Origin of the sequence: Burkholderia pyrrocinia, from assembly GCF_018417535.1 — a bacterium.
Taxonomy (GTDB): domain Bacteria; phylum Pseudomonadota; class Gammaproteobacteria; order Burkholderiales; family Burkholderiaceae; genus Burkholderia; species Burkholderia pyrrocinia_E.
Map to the genome: position 1 here is coordinate 1,245,123 of NZ_CP070978.1, position 16,156 is coordinate 1,261,278.

General features: G+C 66.8%; 14 protein-coding genes. 7 read left to right on the plus strand and 7 right to left on the minus strand.

The features are described from left to right. Positions 1-42: 42 nt before the first annotated feature. Both JYG32_RS23650 and JYG32_RS23655 read right to left on the minus strand, forming a co-directional pair. Positions 43-927 (minus strand): polyprenyl synthetase family protein, encoded by an 885-nt coding sequence (locus JYG32_RS23650; RefSeq protein WP_213267163.1) that lies wholly within the window; start codon positions 925-927, stop codon positions 43-45. Next, positions 924-1,217 (minus strand): exodeoxyribonuclease VII small subunit, encoded by a 294-nt coding sequence (locus tag JYG32_RS23655; protein WP_174381044.1) that lies wholly within the window; start codon positions 1,215-1,217, stop codon positions 924-926. The genes JYG32_RS23650 and JYG32_RS23655 overlap by 4 nt, the downstream gene beginning before the upstream one ends. A 271-nt stretch (positions 1,218-1,488) precedes the next feature. Here JYG32_RS23655 and JYG32_RS23660 point away from each other — a divergent pair, with 271 nt between their 5' ends. Then, complete coding sequence (locus JYG32_RS23660) at positions 1,489-2,595, plus strand: aromatic ring-hydroxylating oxygenase subunit alpha (protein ID WP_213267164.1); 1,107 nt, start codon at positions 1,489-1,491, stop codon at positions 2,593-2,595. Between the two features lie 117 nt (positions 2,596-2,712). Beyond that, on the plus strand, positions 2,713-3,582 hold the full coding sequence (locus JYG32_RS23665; RefSeq protein ID WP_174381046.1) for a sulfurtransferase: 870 nt from the start codon (positions 2,713-2,715) through the stop codon (positions 3,580-3,582). Between the two features lie 58 nt (positions 3,583-3,640). Here the strand turns inward: JYG32_RS23665 and JYG32_RS23670 are convergent, their stop codons facing one another. The 3 genes from JYG32_RS23670 to polA all read right to left on the minus strand — a co-directional run bounded on the left by JYG32_RS23670 (position 3,641) and on the right by polA (position 9,306). Then, complete coding sequence (locus JYG32_RS23670; protein ID WP_213267165.1) at positions 3,641-4,516, minus strand: dienelactone hydrolase family protein; 876 nt, start codon at positions 4,514-4,516, stop codon at positions 3,641-3,643. A gap of 421 nt (positions 4,517-4,937) precedes the next feature. Beyond that, the gene (locus tag JYG32_RS23675) at positions 4,938-6,272 is read right to left on the minus strand and encodes an NAD(P)/FAD-dependent oxidoreductase (RefSeq protein ID WP_174381048.1); all 1,335 of its coding nucleotides are present in this window, start codon (positions 6,270-6,272) and stop codon (positions 4,938-4,940) included. A 280-nt stretch (positions 6,273-6,552) separates the two neighbouring features. Continuing rightward, complete coding sequence (polA, locus tag JYG32_RS23680; RefSeq protein WP_213267166.1) at positions 6,553-9,306, minus strand: DNA polymerase I; 2,754 nt, start codon at positions 9,304-9,306, stop codon at positions 6,553-6,555. 1 nt (position 9,307) lies between these two features. On the opposite strand from polA, the gene JYG32_RS23685 reads away from it, so the two are divergent. After that, the gene (locus JYG32_RS23685; RefSeq protein WP_047901406.1) at positions 9,308-10,066 is read left to right on the plus strand and encodes a TIGR00730 family Rossman fold protein; all 759 of its coding nucleotides are present in this window, start codon (positions 9,308-9,310) and stop codon (positions 10,064-10,066) included. A 391-nt stretch (positions 10,067-10,457) separates the two neighbouring features. Beyond that, positions 10,458-10,757 (plus strand): hypothetical protein, encoded by a 300-nt coding sequence (locus tag JYG32_RS23690; protein WP_213267167.1) that lies wholly within the window; start codon positions 10,458-10,460, stop codon positions 10,755-10,757. 112 nt (positions 10,758-10,869) lie between these two features. Here the strand turns inward: JYG32_RS23690 and JYG32_RS23695 are convergent, their stop codons facing one another. Continuing rightward, a complete protein-coding gene (locus tag JYG32_RS23695; protein WP_213267168.1) occupies positions 10,870-11,802 on the minus strand; it encodes a LysR family transcriptional regulator in 933 nt (310 codons plus the stop codon). Positions 11,803-11,966: 164 nt separating this feature from the next. Here JYG32_RS23695 and JYG32_RS23700 point away from each other — a divergent pair, with 164 nt between their 5' ends. From JYG32_RS23700 to JYG32_RS23710, 3 genes are read left to right on the plus strand one after another with little or no spacing between them, the layout of a single operon-like run. Continuing rightward, complete coding sequence (locus tag JYG32_RS23700; RefSeq protein ID WP_249744856.1) at positions 11,967-12,428, plus strand: cupin domain-containing protein; 462 nt, start codon at positions 11,967-11,969, stop codon at positions 12,426-12,428. A 57-nt stretch (positions 12,429-12,485) separates the two neighbouring features. Next, positions 12,486-13,289, plus strand: coding sequence for an SDR family NAD(P)-dependent oxidoreductase (locus JYG32_RS23705; protein ID WP_213267170.1), 804 nt, complete (start codon positions 12,486-12,488; stop codon positions 13,287-13,289). Positions 13,290-13,315: 26 nt separating this feature from the next. Further along, the gene (locus tag JYG32_RS23710) at positions 13,316-14,287 is read left to right on the plus strand and encodes an aldo/keto reductase (RefSeq protein ID WP_213267171.1); all 972 of its coding nucleotides are present in this window, start codon (positions 13,316-13,318) and stop codon (positions 14,285-14,287) included. A gap of 304 nt (positions 14,288-14,591) precedes the next feature. On the opposite strand, the gene JYG32_RS23715 is transcribed toward JYG32_RS23710, so the two are convergent. Beyond that, a complete protein-coding gene (locus JYG32_RS23715) occupies positions 14,592-16,118 on the minus strand; it encodes an AMP nucleosidase (protein ID WP_213267172.1) in 1,527 nt (508 codons plus the stop codon). Positions 16,119-16,156 lie beyond the last annotated feature (38 nt).

Here is a 16,156-nt window from a genome sequence, read left to right on the forward strand (position 1 = left end):
ATTGCACGCACCGTGGCGTGTGCGCGGCGGCGGGCTTTCGCGTCAGCTGACCCGGTTCACCACCAGGTCGGCAAGTTCGGCGAGACGCTGTGCGCGTGCGCCGAACGGTTTCAGCGCGTCGTGCGCTTCGGCGCGCAGTTGTGCTGCGAGCTCGCGCGACGCCTCGAGGCCGAGGATCGATACGTAGGTCGGCTTGTCGTTCGCCGCGTCCTTGCCGGCCGTCTTGCCGAGCGTCGCCGAATCGGTCGTGACGTCGAGAATATCGTCGACGACCTGGAAGGCCAGGCCCACGGCCGCCGCGTAGACATCGAGCGCGGCCATCGTTTCCGCAGACGGCGTCTCGCCGGCCAGCGCGCCCATCCGCACTGCCGCGCGCAGCAGCGCGCCCGTCTTCATCCGGTGCATCGTCTCGAGCTGCTCGCGCGTCAGCTTGAGGCCGACGCTCGACAGGTCGATCGCCTGCCCGCCGGCCATGCCGAGCGAGCCGCTCGCGAGCGCAAGCTCGCGCACGAGCGCCGCCTGCTGCACCGGCGACAGCGCATCGGCGTCGGTCAGTGCGACGAACGCCTGCGACTGCAGCGCATCGCCGACGAGCAGTGCCGTCGGCTCGTCGTACTGCACGTGCACGGTCGGCTTGCCGCGGCGCAGCGCGTCGTCGTCCATGCACGGCATGTCGTCGTGCACGAGCGAGTAGACGTGGATCATCTCCAGCGCCGCCGCCGCCGCATTGCGCGCCGCTTCCGTCGCGCCGGTCAGCTCGCCTGCTGCATGGCACAGCAGCGGGCGAACGCGTTTGCCGCCGCCGAGGACCGCATAGCGCATCGCCTCGTGGAGTTGCGCGGGCATCGCGGTGTCAGCGGGCAGGTAGTGACCGAGTGCGTCCTCGACGCGGTCGAGCACGGACCGCATCCATTGTTCGAATGTCATAGATCGTCGTCTTCGCCGTCCGTGGCGGCCGTTCCGGACGAAAGCGGCTTCAGCGTCGCGCCGTCGAGCACGCGAACCTGCTGCTCCACTTTCTCGAGCTGCTGTTGGCAAAACGCAACGAGGGTCGCACCGCGGCGGTACGCCGCCAGCGAATCCTCGAGGCTCAACGCGCCGCCTTCCATCCGGGCAACCAGCGTCTCGAGTTCCGCGAGCGCCATCTCATAATTGTCCGGCAACGGTTCGGTGTCATTGCCGGGCGGCGTGGCGCCTGGGGATGCGGTTTTCGCCATGGACGAGGGTGTCAAATTTCAAAACAAGTCGGACATTCTACGGCAAAAGAGAATTCTCCGACCTGCCGACTTGGGCAGCCCTGCACATATTCCGGCCCCATCTTCGACACACAGTGTGCGCCTCCCGATTGTCTGCCGACAAAAAATTGACACAAATCAGGCACTTATTCCTAGCCTTGCGAGGCGAACCGGGTATAATTCCCCGTTTCCCTAAATCGATTTTTCGATGGTTGGGTTGTTCACTGCTTTCACGCTAACACCGGGAGTGGGAATGTCCAATCTGAGCGATGCGCTTCAGTTGAAGTCGGCCCACAGCCAGCTTCCAGTCACTGCATATTTCGATGAGGCGCTACTCGAGCGCGAGATCGAAACCCTCTTCAAGAAAGGACCTCGTTACATCGGGCACGAGTTGATGGTGCCCGAGGCGGGGGATTATTTTGCGCTGCCTTCCGAGAAGGAAGGCCGCGTGCTGGTCCGCAACCAGACGAACCAGATCGAACTGCTGTCGAACGTCTGCCGCCACCGGCAGGCGATCATGCTCAACGGGCGCGGCCACGCGCAGAACATCGTGTGCCCGCTGCACCGCTGGACCTACGATCTGGAAGGCGAGCTGCTCGGCGCGCCGCACTTCCCCGACAAGCCGTGCCTGAACCTCGGCAAGAGCCCGCTGCAGAACTGGCAGGGGCTGCTGTTCGAGGCCGAAGGCCGGAATGTCGCGCGCGACCTCGCCAATCTCGGCACGAAGCATCACTTCGACTTCTCCGAATACCACTTCGATCACGTCGAAGTGCACGAGTGCGATTACAACTGGAAGACGTTCATCGAGGTCTACCTCGAGGATTACCACGTCGTCCCGTTCCACCCGGGGCTCGGCAGCTTCGTGTCGTGCGACGACCTCAAGTGGGAGTTCGGCGACTGGTACAGCGTGCAGACGGTCGGCGTGCACAACGCCCTGGCGAAGCCGGGCAGCGCGACTTACCAGAAATGGCACGAGCAGGTGCTGAAGTTCCGCAACGGCGTGCCGCCGGAGTTCGGCGCGATCTGGATGGTCTACTACCCGGGCCTGATGATCGAGTGGTATCCGCACGTGCTCGTCGTGTCGTGGCTGATCCCGCGCGGCCCGCAGAAGACGACCAACATCGTCGAGTTCTATTACCCCGAGGAAATCGCGCTGTTCGAACGCGAATTCGTCGAGGCCGAGCGCGCCGCCTATATGGAAACGGCCGTCGAGGACGACGAGATCGCGATGCGGATGGACGCAGGCCGCCGTGCGCTGATGGCCCGCGGCGAGTCGCAGGTCGGCCCGTACCAGAGCCCGATGGAAGACGGCATGCAGCACTTCCACGAGTTCCTGCGCCGCCACCTCGGCGACATCTGACGGCCGGTGCGGCGCTTTGACGCCGCACGGCATCCGGCAGACGAAAAGACGGGCTTCGGCCCGTCTTTTTTTGTTTAGACTTGGAGTGTCAGGTCATTTGCACTCCAGGGAGCCGTCATGCCACACACTCATTACACCACGCTCATCTCCGCCGCCAATCTCGCCGAGCGCCTGGCCGCGGCGCCCGGCAGCGTCGTGCTGTTCGACTGCCGCTTCGATCTCGTCGATCCCGGCGCGGGCGAAGCCGCGTATGCGGCCGGCCACATCCCCGGCGCGCAGTACCTTCATCTCGACCGCGACCTGTCGGGCCGCAAGACGGGCACCAACGGCCGCCATCCGCTGCCGACCCGCGATGCACTCGCCACGCTGCTCGCGAGCCGTGGCCTCAAGCAGGGCCAGCAGGTCGTCGCGTACGATGCGCAAGGCGGCGCGTATGCGGCACGCCTGTGGTGGCTGCTGCGCTGGCTCGGCCACGATTCGGTCACCGTGCTCGACGGCGGCCTGCAGGCCTGGGAAGCAGCCGGCCAGCCGCTGACGGCCGACGTACCGCAACCGGCCGCCGGTGATTTCCGCGCGGCAACGCCGCTCGAATCGACGGTCGACGCGGCAGCCGTGCTGGCGAACGTGACGTCGCGCACGCGCGTCGTGATCGATGCTCGCGCACCGGACCGCTATCGCGGCGAAAACGAAACGATCGATCGTGTAGGCGGCCACATCCCTGGCGCACGCAACCGGTTCTTCAAGGACAACCTGAACGCCGACGGCCGCTTCAAGACCGGCCATGAACTGCGCGAGACGTTCTCCACGCTGCTGGCGGGCACCGAACCGAACCTCGTGATCCTGCAGTGCGGCTCCGGCGTCACCGCGTGCCACAACGCGCTTGCGCTGGAGATCGCGGGGCTGCACGGCGCATCGCTGTATCCGGGCTCGTGGAGCGAATGGAGCGCCGATCCGTCGCGGCCGATCGCGACCGGCCCGAACCCGTAATCCGGCGCGCGGCGCACCGGCGAAGCGAAGCGGCGGCCATTCGGCCGCCGCGTTCCGTTTACATCACGCCGAACTTGTGGAACCACGCGATCGCGCGCTTCCAGCCGTCCTCGGCATCGGCCTTGACATAGCTCGGCCGGTAGTCGGCGAAGAACGCGTGGCCGGCATCCGGATACACGACGATCTCTGATTCGCGCGCGAGCTTCGAGTCGCTCGCCTGGATCGCCTTGCGCATGTCCGCGAGCGACGCCTGCGTGATGTTCGTATCCTTCTCGCCGTACAGCCCGAGCACGGGCACCTTCAGCGACGCCGCATGATCGACCGGATTGAACGGCGTCATCTCGTCGGTCTTGCCTTCGACGAACCCGTACCACGCAACGGCCGCACGCACGTGCGGATTGTGTTCGGCATACAGCCACGCCTGGCGGCCGCCCCAGCAGAACCCCGTCACGCCGAGACGCGCCAGGTCGCCACCGTTCTTGCCGGCCCATGCAACCGTCGCATCGAGATCCTCCGTGACCTGCCGGTCCGGCACCTTGCTGACGATGTTGTCGACGAGCGCCTGGATCGTCGGATACTTCGACACGTTGCCCTGCCGCGCGAACAGGTCGGGCGCGATCGCGAGGTAGCCGAGCTTCGCGAAGCGGCGGCAGACATCGGCGATATGCGCGTGCACGGCGAAGATCTCGTGGATCACGATGATGACCGGCAGGTTCGTCTTGCCGGCCGGCTGCGCGCGATAGGCCGGCACGCTCGCGTCGCCGGAGCGGATCTCGACGGTGTCGACGTCCAGCCCGGCACTGTCGGTCGTGACCGTCTGCGCCGAAACGGGCAGCACGGCTGCCGCGAAAGTGCCGCCCAGCGCGGCCTGCATGAACTTGCGGCGCGAGAACGGGACGTGGGGGACCAGGCTGTCGACTTCGGGTTTCAACATGAATGCACTCCTCGATTGGGCGCCGCCGTCATGATCGTGGATGCGGCATGACGGGGCATCGCGCCGGCGCGCGGCGCGGATGTCGCGGCGGTTGGCACCCCGCCGCAAGCGGAAACCCGGACAAGATGCCCAATAATCCGTTGTTGCGTCAACTGTCAGATGTGTAAGACTCGATTACGACTCGTCGATTCGACCGCATCGGTCGTGGCGTCGAAGCCCGCCGACAACCGGCCGAATCGCGGCGCGGCCTGCGTGTATCGATCGCCGTTGCGCGACCGGATGCTTGCGGATTGAAAAAACGCGTGGACGATATCGCCCGGCAAGCACACGCGCGATCACCTGGCCAACCGCAAAAAAACAGCGGGCGGAGGACACGCACGACGTGCGCACTCCCCCGCCCGCTCCGCGCGCGAACGCCCGGTCAGTGCAGCTTGACGCGCGGCAGCGTCGTGCGCCGCAGCCAGTGCGCGACCGTGTCGAGCATCATCCGCGGATAGCCGTGCAGCGCCGCGATGTGCAGCCGATACAACGACATGTACATGAAGCGCGCGAACAGCCCTTCGATCAGCATGTTGCCGCCGATCAGCCCGCCCATCAGGTTGCCGACCGCGCTGAAATGGCCGAGCGACACCAGCGAACCAAAATCGCGATACGTGAACTCGGGCAGCGGACGCCCTTCGAGCCGGCAGCCGATCGCCTTCAGCAGGAAACTCGCCTGCTGGTGCGCGGCCTGCGCGCGCGGCGGCACGTTGCGTTCGTTACCGGGCCACGCGCATGCCGCGCAATCGCCGAGCGCGAACACGTTGTCGTCGGTGAAGGTCTGCAGCGTGCGGCGCACGTCGAGCTGGCCGAGCTTGTTGACCTGGAGGCCGTCGAGATGCGAGAGCACGGACGGCGCCTTGATACCGGCTGCCCAGACCGTCAGGTCCGCGCGCACCGCCTTGCCGCTCGCGGTATGCACGAGCCCCGGCGCAACCTCGGTCACGCGCTCGCCGAGCATCAGCCGCACGCCGAGCTTTTCGAGCAGTTCGGCCGTCGCCGACGACACGCGCTCCTGCAACGCCGGCAGAATTCGCGGCCCCGATTCGATCAGCACGATGCCGACGTCGTGGCGCGGGTCGAGCTTGTGCAGCCCGTACACGGACAGCACCTGCGCCGTGTTGCGCAGCTCCGCCGACAACTCGACGCCCGTCGCGCCGCCGCCGACGATCACGACCTGGATGCGCGGCTCGGCCGCATCGCCCGGCGCGGTCGGCGCCGGCACCTGGTGCTCGGCGCGCATGCACGCGGCGATCAGCCGCTTGCGGAAGCGCTCGGCCTCGCCGACGGTATCGAGCGCGATCGCGTTTTCCGGCGCGCCCTGCACGCCGAAGAAATGGGTCGTGCTGCCGATCGCGATCACGAGCGTGTCATATTCCAGCTCGCGCTCCGGCAGCAGTTCCTCGCCGTCGCTGTCGTTGACGGGCGACAGCGTGACGCGCTTCGCCGCGCGGTCGAGCCCGGTCAGCTCGCCCTGCTGGAACTCGAAGCCGTGCCAGCGCGCCTGCGCCGCATATTCGAGCTCCTGCGTGAACGGGTCCATGCTGCCGGCCGCGACCTCGTGCAGCAGCGGTTTCCAGATGTGCGTCGGATTGCGGTCGACGAGCGTGACAAGCGCACGCGCGGGACGATTGCCGCGCGCGCCGTAACGGTCGCCGAGCCGCGTCGCCAGTTCCAGGCCGCCCGCGCCTCCGCCTACGATGATGATCCGATGCATCCGATTCCCCCCTTTGCGATTCGAAACTGCTGCCGCCAGGCGAAGCAAACGCGATGCATTCGCGCCGCCCGGTGGATTAACCGGTTCGGACATCATCGATGTGCAGTTCGAAGCACTTCGATGCGTCCGGCCCCGGAGCGCGGGGCGCGCCGCCCCGCGTCAATGACATGATCGACATGCATTGTCCGGGAGCTTGCGCGTTGACCACAAGCAAACCATCTCGATATTCAGCATCCCTGCAACAATATGCCGCAGGAATCGGGAACCGCGCAGCGGTGCGTCAGTGTGCCTCTTCCCAGTTCGCGCCGGCGCCTACCTCGGCGACGAGCGGCACCTTCAGCTTCGCGACGCCGCACATCATTTCGGGCAGTTTCTCGCGCACGAGCGACAGTTCGCCGTCGGGCACCTCGAGCACCAGTTCATCGTGCACCTGCATGATCATCCGCGACGCAAGCTTGTCGCGCGTGAGCCAGTCGTCCACCGCGATCATCGACAGCTTGATCAGGTCGGCCGCCGTCCCCTGCATCGGCGCATTGATGGCCGCACGCTCCGCCGCCTGGCGGCGCGGGCCGTTGCCGCCGTTGATCTCCGGCAGCCACAGGCGGCGACCGAAAACGGTTTCGACGTAGCCCTTCTCCTTCGCGATCGCGCGCGTGTCTTCCATGTACTGCGCGACGCCCGGATAGCGGGCGAAATAGCGGTCGATATAGAGCTTCGCCGCATCGCGCGTGATACCGAGGTTCGACGCGAGCCCGAATGCGCTCATCCCGTAGATCAGCCCGAAGTTGATCACCTTCGCGATCCGGCGCTGGTCGGAATTGACCTCCAGCGGCGTCACGCCGAACACCTCGGCGGCCGTTGCACGGTGGATGTCCTCGCCCTGCGAGAACGCGCGCAGCAGCGACGCGTCGCCCGAGATGTGCGCCATGATCCGCAGTTCGATCTGCGAATAGTCGGCCGACACGATCCGGTGGCCCGGCGACGCGATGAACGCCTCGCGGATCCGCCGGCCTTCGGCCGTGCGCACCGGAATGTTCTGAAGATTCGGGTCGTTCGACGCGAGGCGGCCCGTCACCGCGACGGCCTGCGCATAGTTCGTATGCACGCGGCCCGTGGCGGGGTTCACCATGCGCGGCAGCTTGTCGGTATAGGTCGACTTCAGCTTCGACAGCCCGCGATGCTCGAGCAGCAGCTTCGGCAGCGGGTAATCCTCGGCCAGCTTCTGCAGCACTTCCTCGTCGGTCGACGGCGCGCCGCTCGGCGTCTTCTTCACGACCGGCAACTGCAGCTTCTCGAAGAAGATCTGCCCGATCTGCTTCGGCGAGCCGAGATTGAATTCGCCGCCCGCCAGTTCGTACGCCTGCGCTTCGAGCTCGATCAGACGCGTCGCGATTTCGGTGCTCTGCGCGTGCAGGCGCGCGTCGTCGATCAGCACGCCCGTGCGCTCCATCTTGCGCAGCACGAGCGACACCGGCATCTCGATCTCGCGATACACGCGTTCGAGGCCCGGTTCGCGTGCAACCTGCGGATACAGCGCGCGATGAAGCTGCAGCGTAATGTCCGCATCTTCGGCCGCGTATTCGGCGGCCTGCGCGAGCGCCACTTCGTCGAAACCGATCTGCTTCGCGCCCTTGCCGGCCACGTCCTCGTACTTGATCGTCTTGACGCCCAGATGACGCAGCGCGAGGCTGTCCATGTCGTGCGTGCGGTGCGATTCGACCACGTACGATTCGAGCAGCGTGTCGTGCTCGATGCCGTTCAGCGCGATGTCGTAGTTCGCGAGCACCTGCGCGTCGTACTTCAGGTGCTGGCCGACCTTCTTGCGATCGGCCGATTCGAGCCACGGCTTCAGGCGTGCGAGCACTTCGTCGAGCGGAAGCTGCTCGGGCATGTCGGGGCCGCGGTGCGCGACCGGCAGGTAAGCGGCCTTGCCGGGCTCGACCGAGAACGACAGGCCGACGAGCCGCGCGAGCATCGGATCGAGCGCGGTCGTCTCGGTGTCGAACGCGGTCAGCGCGGCCGCATCGATCGTCGCGAACCACGCGTCGAATTGCTCCCAGGTCTGGATCGTGTCGTATTCGCGAACGATGTCGGCCGCCACCACCGGTGCCGGTTCGCCTTCCGGTGCATCGGCGCCGCCGCCTTCCGCGGGTGCGCTGTCGACTTCGCGCAGCCACGTCTTGAAGCCGTAGCGCGCGAAGATGTCGCGCAACAGGTCGCGCGCTTCGCCGTCGCTCTTCAGCGACGCTTCGATCGATTCGAGATGCGGCGCGAGATCGCAGGCCGTCTCGACCGTCACGAGCTGGCGGCCGAGCGGCAGGAAGTCGAGCGCGCGGCGCAGGTTGTCGCCGACCACGCCCTTGATGTCGCCCGCATGCGCGATGACGCCGTCGAGGCTGTCGTATTGCGACAGCCATTTCACGGCCGTCTTCGGCCCGCACTTCTCGACGCCCGGCACGTTGTCGACGGTATCGCCGATCAGTGCCAGGTAGTCGATGATCCGCTCGGGCGGCACGCCGAACTTCGCGATCACGCCGTCGCGGTCGAGCGTCTCGTTGGTCATCGTGTTGACGAGCGTGATGCGGTCGGTCACGAGCTGCGCGAGATCCTTGTCGCCGGTCGACACGATCACGTTCATCCCGTGCCGTTCGGCTTCGCGCGCGAGCGTGCCGATCACGTCGTCGGCCTCGACGCCTTCGACCATCAGCAACGGCCAGCCGAGCGCGCGCACGGCGCCGTGGATCGGTTCGACCTGCAATGCGAGGTCGGGCGGCATCGACGGACGGTTTGCCTTATAGTCGGCATAAAGGTCGTCACGGAACGTCTTGCCCTTTGCATCGAACACGCAAGCGCTATACTCTGCACTGACTTCCTTGCGCATACGGCGCAGCATGTTGATGATTCCGTAGAGCGCTCCGGTCGGCTCCCCGCCAGGGCCACGCAAATCAGGCATCGCATGGTAAGCCCGATACAGATAGCTCGAACCGTCAACCAATAGCAGGGTCTTACCTTCCAGATTTCGTTCTTCAGGCATTATGAACAAGAGAAAAGTGATTCCGAGTCTGCGTTCGCTCGCAGATCAAGAACGCGCGACGGCCAAGAAGGCGCGCGCATCGTGGCAGATGTTCACGATTATGGCAGAGTTTATCGAGGCGACCGAGTACCTGTCGGAGATCCGCCCGGCTGTCAGCATCTACGGCTCTGCCCGTCTCAAACCCGATACGCCGCACTACAAGCTGGCCGCGCAGATCGCGCGCAAGCTGTCCGACGCCGGCTTCGCCGTGATCTCCGGCGGCGGCCCCGGCATCATGGAAGCGGCGAACAAGGGCGCGCACGCCGGCAAGGCGCCGTCGGTCGGCCTGAACATCGAGCTGCCGCACGAGCAGGCCGGCAACCACTACCAGGACATCTCGCTGCGCTTCCGCCACTTCTTCACGCGCAAGGTCACGTTCGTGAAGAATTCGGATGCGGTGATCGTGATGCCGGGCGGTTTCGGCACGCTCGACGAGCTGTCCGAAGTGCTCACGCTGATCCAGACGAAAAAATCGCGCCTCGTGCCGATCATTCTCGTCGGCAGCACGTTCTGGCAGGGGCTGCTGCAGTGGTTCCGCGACCAGCTCATTCCGATGGGCCTGATCAATCCGGAAGACATGGATCTGATGCAGGTGATCGACGATCCCGACCAGGTGCTCGACGCAGTGCTCGCGTTCTACGAGGACAGCGGCGAGGAAGAAGGTTCGGACGAAGAGGGGCATCCGCCGCGCCCCGAAGAAGACCGGATGTTCTATCTGTAACCGGTCCGTGACGATAGCCGGCCCGACGGCCGGCGTACTGCTTTCCCCGCGGCAGGCATCGCGATCCGCCCGCCTGCCGCGCGCGACTTTGTAACGCGCTGTTAATCCCGCTTCGAAGCCGCGCACCGCCGAATGTCAAATTCGCGCGGCCGGCACTGCGCGATGCAGCATGGTCACCCGCACCCGCGGCCCGCCATTGTCAAATGTGCGGCCCAATGCTCGCATCCCGCGCCTGCGAACCGCCAACCCGCCGTAATAAACCCGCCTCGCCTTTTCCGTCGCGTGCCAGCACACTGCATTGTGTCGGCGCGGCGTTCCCCCGGTGGAACGATCCCCCCTCGCTTCCATCGCGTCGCGCCGGCCACCTCACAACGACATCACGGAAAAGAACATGAAGCGCTCTCTGATCGCCCTCGCCTTCGCCGGCCTCGGCCTCTCGCTGTCGGGCCTCGCTCACGCCGTCAACGTCGACGTCAGTATCGGCACGCCCGCGCCGGTCGTCGTCGCGCCTGCGCCCGTCATGGTCGCTCCCGCGCCCGCGGTCATCGTCGGCTGGCATGGCGATCGCTACTGGGACGGCCGCCGCTATTGGGAACGCCGCGAGTGGGAAGATCATCAGCGTCATCACGGCCATGACGATCGCCGCGGCTACCACTGCCCGCCGGGACACGCGAAGAAGGGCGAGTGCTGAGCGACACCGCACGGCTGCTCGACAAGCAAGGCCGCCCGCGCGCTTCGGCGCCGGGCGGCCTTGTCGTTTTCGGCGGCGCGCGCCACGCCGATCGCCGCCACGGCAACGCGCGTCATGCCGGCGCGCCCGCCAGCGGGAGCGGCGCGAGTTCCGGATGCGCGCCCAGCCGGGCTGCGAGGAAATCCATCAGCAGCCGGCTCCGTCGCGGCAAATGGGTGCGCTGCGGCATGCACAGATAGAGCCCGTAGCGACAGGTAGCGTGCCTCGTCAGCAGCGGCACGAGACGACCCTCGCGCACGTGCGCGTGGACCGAATAGCCGAAGAACTGGCCGATCGCGGCGCCGCTCAGCACGATGTCGAGTTCGGCATCGATATCGTTGGTCGCGATGAACGGGGACACCTGTTGCGTGTCGACGCGGCCGTCGACGAGGAATTCCCATGGAAACGGCTTGCCCGTACGCGGATACAGGAACGCGGTGCAGCGGTGATCGCGCAACGCATCGACGGTCTGCGGCTCGCCGTGGCGACGCAGATACGCCGGCGCCGCGCAGACGACCAGTTGCAGATCGGCGACGCGCCGCGCGACCAGCCCGCTATCGGGCAAATCGCCGGTCCGCACTGCGATGTCGATCCGTTGCTCGACGATGTCGGCCATGTCGTCGCTGACGATCAGCTCCGCGGTTACACCCGGCTGCCGGTCGCAGAACTCGCCGAGCAACGGCGCGAGAAAGCGCCGGGCCAGCGAATAAGGTGCCGCGACGCGGATCGTGCCGACCGCCTGTGCGCGATCGTCGTCAAGCGTGCGCAGCGCGGTCTCGAGTTCCCCGACAGCGCCGCGGCACTGCGCGAGCAGGCGCTCGCCCTCGGCCGTCAGCGCGATCCGGTGCGTCGAGCGCTGGAACAGCCGCACGTTCAGCAACGCCTCCAGCGCGGCGACCTGCTTGCTGGCCGCCTGCGGCGTCATGCCGAGCTCGCGGGCACCCGCGCTGATACCGCCCGCGGCTGCCACGCGGACGAATACCGTCAGCGCCTTCAAACGATCCATTCAGTGCTCCTGTCGAACCCGAAATGTCCGGGCATTGATCGATGGCGTCGCGACGCCGGTCCGTCAAGTTGAATCGGTTTCAACCGGACCGGCGCTATGCGCGCGCCGCCCCGCTTCGCACAATGGCGCTGTCTTCGACGATTCGCCCCAACGGGCCGTACGCCATGAACCTGCGCTCATTTTCCGTTGCTTCCCGGGCCGCTGTCGCGGCCGTGTCGATCATCGCCGGCGCGGCGTCGCCCGCGCTCGCGCAGGATGCCGGCGCGCGCCCCCGCGTCGCCGAAACGGTGCTGCTGCAGGCCACGCACGCGTGGGACGGCTCGCCGTATCGGGCATACCCGACGCGTCAGCCGGAAGTGACGGTCGTACGCTACACCATCCCGCCGCACGCCGTCCTGCCGTGGCACACGCATCCGTCGATCAACGTCGGTTACGTGCTGTCGGGCCATCTGAACGCCGTGCGCCGCAGCGACGGCAAGCGGCTGGCGCTCGGTCCCGGCGATGTGGTGCCGGAAATGGTCGGCGGCGCCCATCGCGGCGAAACCGGCGACGAAGCCGCCGAACTGATCGTGTTCTACGCCGGCACGCCCGGCGCACCGCTGACGGTTCCGGACAGCGAAGACTGAACTGAGCGCCGGCCCGTCGGCCGGCTCGTTTCCCCCTGACGCGGAGCGCCACCCATCATGTCCGATTCACGCATCTCATCCCTCCCTTCGGCCGCGACGCGCCCCCGCCTCGACGGACGCGTCGCGCTCGTCACGGGCGGCGGCACCGGCATCGGCCGCGCGGCCGCGCTCGCGTTCGCGCGGGACGGCGCCCGCGTCGTCGTCGCCGGGCGGCGTGCGGCGCCGCTCGACGAAACCGTGCGGGCGATCGCCGAACGCGGCGGCGACGCATTCGCGATCGCCGTCGACATCGCGTCCGCCGATGGCGTGCGCGCGCTCGTCGACGCGACGCTCGAGCGCTACGGCGCGTTGCACGCGGCATTCAACAATGCCGGCACGGAAGGTACGTTCGCATCGATCGTGGAACAGACGGAAGCCGACTTCGACGACGTGATCGCCACCAATCTCAAGGGCACGTGGCTGTCGATCAAATACGAGATGGAAGCGATGCTCGCGCACGGCGGCGGCGCGATCGTCAATACGTCGTCGTGGCTCGCGAAAGGCGCGCTGGCCGGCTCGTCGACCTATTCGGCGAGCAAGGGCGCGCTCGATGCGCTGGTGCGCGCGGTCGCGCTCGAAGGCGGCCCGCACGGCATCCGGATCAACAACGTGAACCCCGGCATCATCGACACGCCGATGGCGCGCCGCTTCGGCGACGACGACATGTTTCGCCCGTTCGCCGCGTTCACGCCCGTGCGGCGGATCGGCACCCCCGAGGATGTGGCCGACGCGGCTGTCTGGCTGTGCAGCGACGAAGCGCGCTTCGTGACCGGCGAATCGATCCTCGTCGACGGCGGCTACACGATCGGCGGCATGCGCTGAGCGGCGCCGCGACGGAGAATGAACCGATGGAGTACGTGAGACTGGGAACGTCCGGGCTGAAGGTGTCGAAGCTGTGCCTGGGCTGCATGACCTACGGCGATCCGTCGTGGCGGCCGTGGGTCGCGACCGAGGACGTGGCGCGCCCGTTCATCCGCGCGGCGCTCGACGCGGGCGTGATGTTCTTCGACACGGCGGACATCTATTCGGACGGCGAGAGCGAACGCATGCTCGGGCGCGCGCTGCGCGACTTCGCGGCGCGCGACGACGTGGTGATCGCGACCAAGGCGTTCTTTCCGACCGGCGACGGCCCGAATGCGCGCGGGCTGTCGCGCAAGCATCTGTTCGCGAGCATCGATGCATCGCTGCAGCGCCTCGGCACCGATTACGTCGATCTCTACGTCATCCATCGGTTCGATCCGGACACGCCGATCGACGAAACGCTCGACGCACTCGACGCGATCGTCCGCAGCGGCAAGGCGCGCTATCTCGGCGCGTCGTCGATGCATGCCTGGCAGTTCATGAAGATGCTGGCATTCCAGCGGCACCACGGCCTCGCCCGGTTTGTGTCGATGCAGAGCCAGTACAGCCTGATCTGCCGCGACGACGAACGCGACATGCTGCCGCTGTGCATCGACGAAGGCGTCGCGTATACGCCGTGGTCGCCGCTCGGCCGCGGGCTGCTGGCCGGCTCACGCGATGCGGGGACGACGCGGGCCGCGACCGACGGGCAGATGGTGTCCTGGTACGACGGCCGCGACGCGGTCGCGGCGACCGTCGAAGCGGTCCGGCAGGTGGCGCGGGCACGCGGCGTGCCGCCTGCGCGGATCGCCCTCGCGTGGGCGCTGCGGCGGCCCGGCGTGACCGCGCCGATCGTCGGGTTGTCGAAGCCGCATCATGCGGCCGATGCGCTCGCGGCGCTCGACCTGGTACTGGACGACGGTGAAACAGCGTTGCTGGAGGCCGCGTTCGACCGCCTACGCGAGCCGGTGCAGTGGTGATCGCCGCGCAGGCCGCGAGAGCCGGCTCCAGGGATAGGGATAGGAACCGGACAGGTACGCGCTAACCACACGGCCGCATACCGACCACGCATCCCGGCCCGGGCAATCCGACGCGTGTTGTCCGGGCCGCCGCGTACAGCCGGCCTCCTCCGAGACAGGCGAAGCAAGTCGAAAGTACGGCGAATGCCCCCCGGACCGTTCGGTCCGGCCCCTGCAGCAGAAACACAAAGGCCGCACGCGAACCGAAGTTCGCGTGCGGCCTTTGTCATTGCAGGCACCGCCAAGCGTCGACGTGCTTGCCGGCTTACTGAAACGCCACCTCAGCGAAGCTCCTCAGCTTGCGGCTATGCAGCTTGTCGAGCCCGTTCGTGCGCAGGATTTCCATCGCCTTCACGCCGATCTGCAGATGCTGGTCGACCTGCCCGCGATAGAACGTGTCGGCCATGCCCGGCAGCTTCAGCTCGCCGTGCAGCGGCTTGTCCGATACGCACAGCAGCGTGCCGTACGGTACGCGGAAGCGAAAGCCGTTCGCGGCGATCGTCGCGCTTTCCATGTCGAGCGCGATCGCGCGGCTCTGCGACAGCCGCTGCACGGGCTCGCGATGGTCGCGCAGTTCCCAGTTGCGGTTGTCGACGCTCGCGACCGTGCCGGTGCGCATCACGCGCTTCAGTTCGACACCCTCGAGCCGCGTGACGTCGGCCACCGCGCGCTCGAGCGCGAGCTGCACTTCGGCCAGCGCCGGAATCGGCACCCACAGCGGCAGGTCGGCATCGAGCACGTGATCCTCGCGCACGTAACCGTGCGCAAGCACGTAGTCGCCGAGGCGCTGCGTGTTGCGCAGCCCCGCGCAGTGACCGAGCATCACCCATGCGTGCGGACGCAGCACCGCGATGTGGTCGGTGATCGTCTTCGCGTTCGACGGACCGACGCCGATGTTGACCATCGTGATCCCGCTGCCGTCCGCGCGCTTCAGGTGATACGCGGGCATCTGCGGCAGGCGCGGCGGCGCGGCGCCCTCGGCCGGCTCGCTGCCGAGGTTCGCGTTGTACGTGACGACATCGCCCGGCTCGACGAACGAGCTGTACTGGCTGCGGTACGCGCGTACCTCGGGATCGGTGCTTTCCGTCATCAGCGCGCGGCCGAGCTTCACGAACTCGTCGATATAGAACTGGTAGTTCGTATAGAGCACGTAGTTCTGGAAATGCGTGGGCGACGTCGCCGTGTAGTGACGCAGCCGGTGCAGCGAGAAGTCGACGCGCGCGGCCGTGAACAGCGCCAGCGGATGCGGCTCGCCCGGCGCCGGCTCGAACGTGCCGTTGACGATGCGGTCGTCGAGATACGACAGGTCGGGCGTGTCGAAGATGTCGCGCATCGCGAGCAGGCGGTCGCGGTCGAGCTCGCCTTCGAGATGGATGCCTTCCGGAAACGCGAAATGGATCGGAATCGGCTGCGACGACACGCCGATCTCGATCTTGACATGGTGGTTCTTCGCCAGCAGGCGCAGTTGCTCGCGATAGTAGTTCGCGAAGAGATCGGGGCGCGTGACCGTCGTCTCGAACACGCCGGGGCCCGCGACGAAGCCGTACGAGCGGCGCGAATCGACGTGCGTGTTGACGTCGGTGCGGATCCGCACGAACGGGTAGCACGCGCGTACGTGCTCGGTAATCGGTTCGTGGCGGCGATAGCGCGCGAATGCGTCGCGCAGGAAGCCCGTATTCGTGTCGTAAATGGCGGACAGCCGCCCGACGGCGGCGATCGGATCGTCGAAAGCCTCGACCGACGGGCTTTCGGGCGTCAGCACACGGTGCCGGCGGCTCAAATCGTTCTTCATTTTCATTACCTCGTCTGATCGAACGACATTACCACGGA

Bases quoted from the DNA above. Each gene is read 5' to 3' on its own strand.
- JYG32_RS23650 (WP_213267163.1), bottom strand. From the start codon at position 927: ATGACATTCGAACAATGGATGCGGTCCGTGCTCGACCGCGTCGAGGAC.
- JYG32_RS23655 (WP_174381044.1), bottom strand. From the start codon at position 1,217: ATGGCGAAAACCGCATCCCCAGGCGCCACGCCGCCCGGCAATGACACC.
- JYG32_RS23660 (WP_213267164.1), top strand. From the start codon at position 1,489: ATGTCCAATCTGAGCGATGCGCTTCAGTTGAAGTCGGCCCACAGCCAG.
- JYG32_RS23665 (WP_174381046.1), top strand. From the start codon at position 2,713: ATGCCACACACTCATTACACCACGCTCATCTCCGCCGCCAATCTCGCC.
- JYG32_RS23670 (WP_213267165.1), bottom strand. From the start codon at position 4,516: ATGTTGAAACCCGAAGTCGACAGCCTGGTCCCCCACGTCCCGTTCTCG.
- JYG32_RS23675 (WP_174381048.1), bottom strand. From the start codon at position 6,272: ATGCATCGGATCATCATCGTAGGCGGAGGCGCGGGCGGCCTGGAACTG.
- polA (WP_213267166.1), bottom strand. From the start codon at position 9,306: ATGCCTGAAGAACGAAATCTGGAAGGTAAGACCCTGCTATTGGTTGAC.
- JYG32_RS23685 (WP_047901406.1), top strand. From the start codon at position 9,308: ATGAACAAGAGAAAAGTGATTCCGAGTCTGCGTTCGCTCGCAGATCAA.
- JYG32_RS23690 (WP_213267167.1), top strand. From the start codon at position 10,458: ATGAAGCGCTCTCTGATCGCCCTCGCCTTCGCCGGCCTCGGCCTCTCG.
- JYG32_RS23695 (WP_213267168.1), bottom strand. From the start codon at position 11,802: ATGGATCGTTTGAAGGCGCTGACGGTATTCGTCCGCGTGGCAGCCGCG.
- JYG32_RS23700 (WP_249744856.1), top strand. From the start codon at position 11,967: ATGAACCTGCGCTCATTTTCCGTTGCTTCCCGGGCCGCTGTCGCGGCC.
- JYG32_RS23705 (WP_213267170.1), top strand. From the start codon at position 12,486: ATGTCCGATTCACGCATCTCATCCCTCCCTTCGGCCGCGACGCGCCCC.
- JYG32_RS23710 (WP_213267171.1), top strand. From the start codon at position 13,316: ATGGAGTACGTGAGACTGGGAACGTCCGGGCTGAAGGTGTCGAAGCTG.
- JYG32_RS23715 (WP_213267172.1), bottom strand. From the start codon at position 16,118: ATGAAGAACGATTTGAGCCGCCGGCACCGTGTGCTGACGCCCGAAAGC.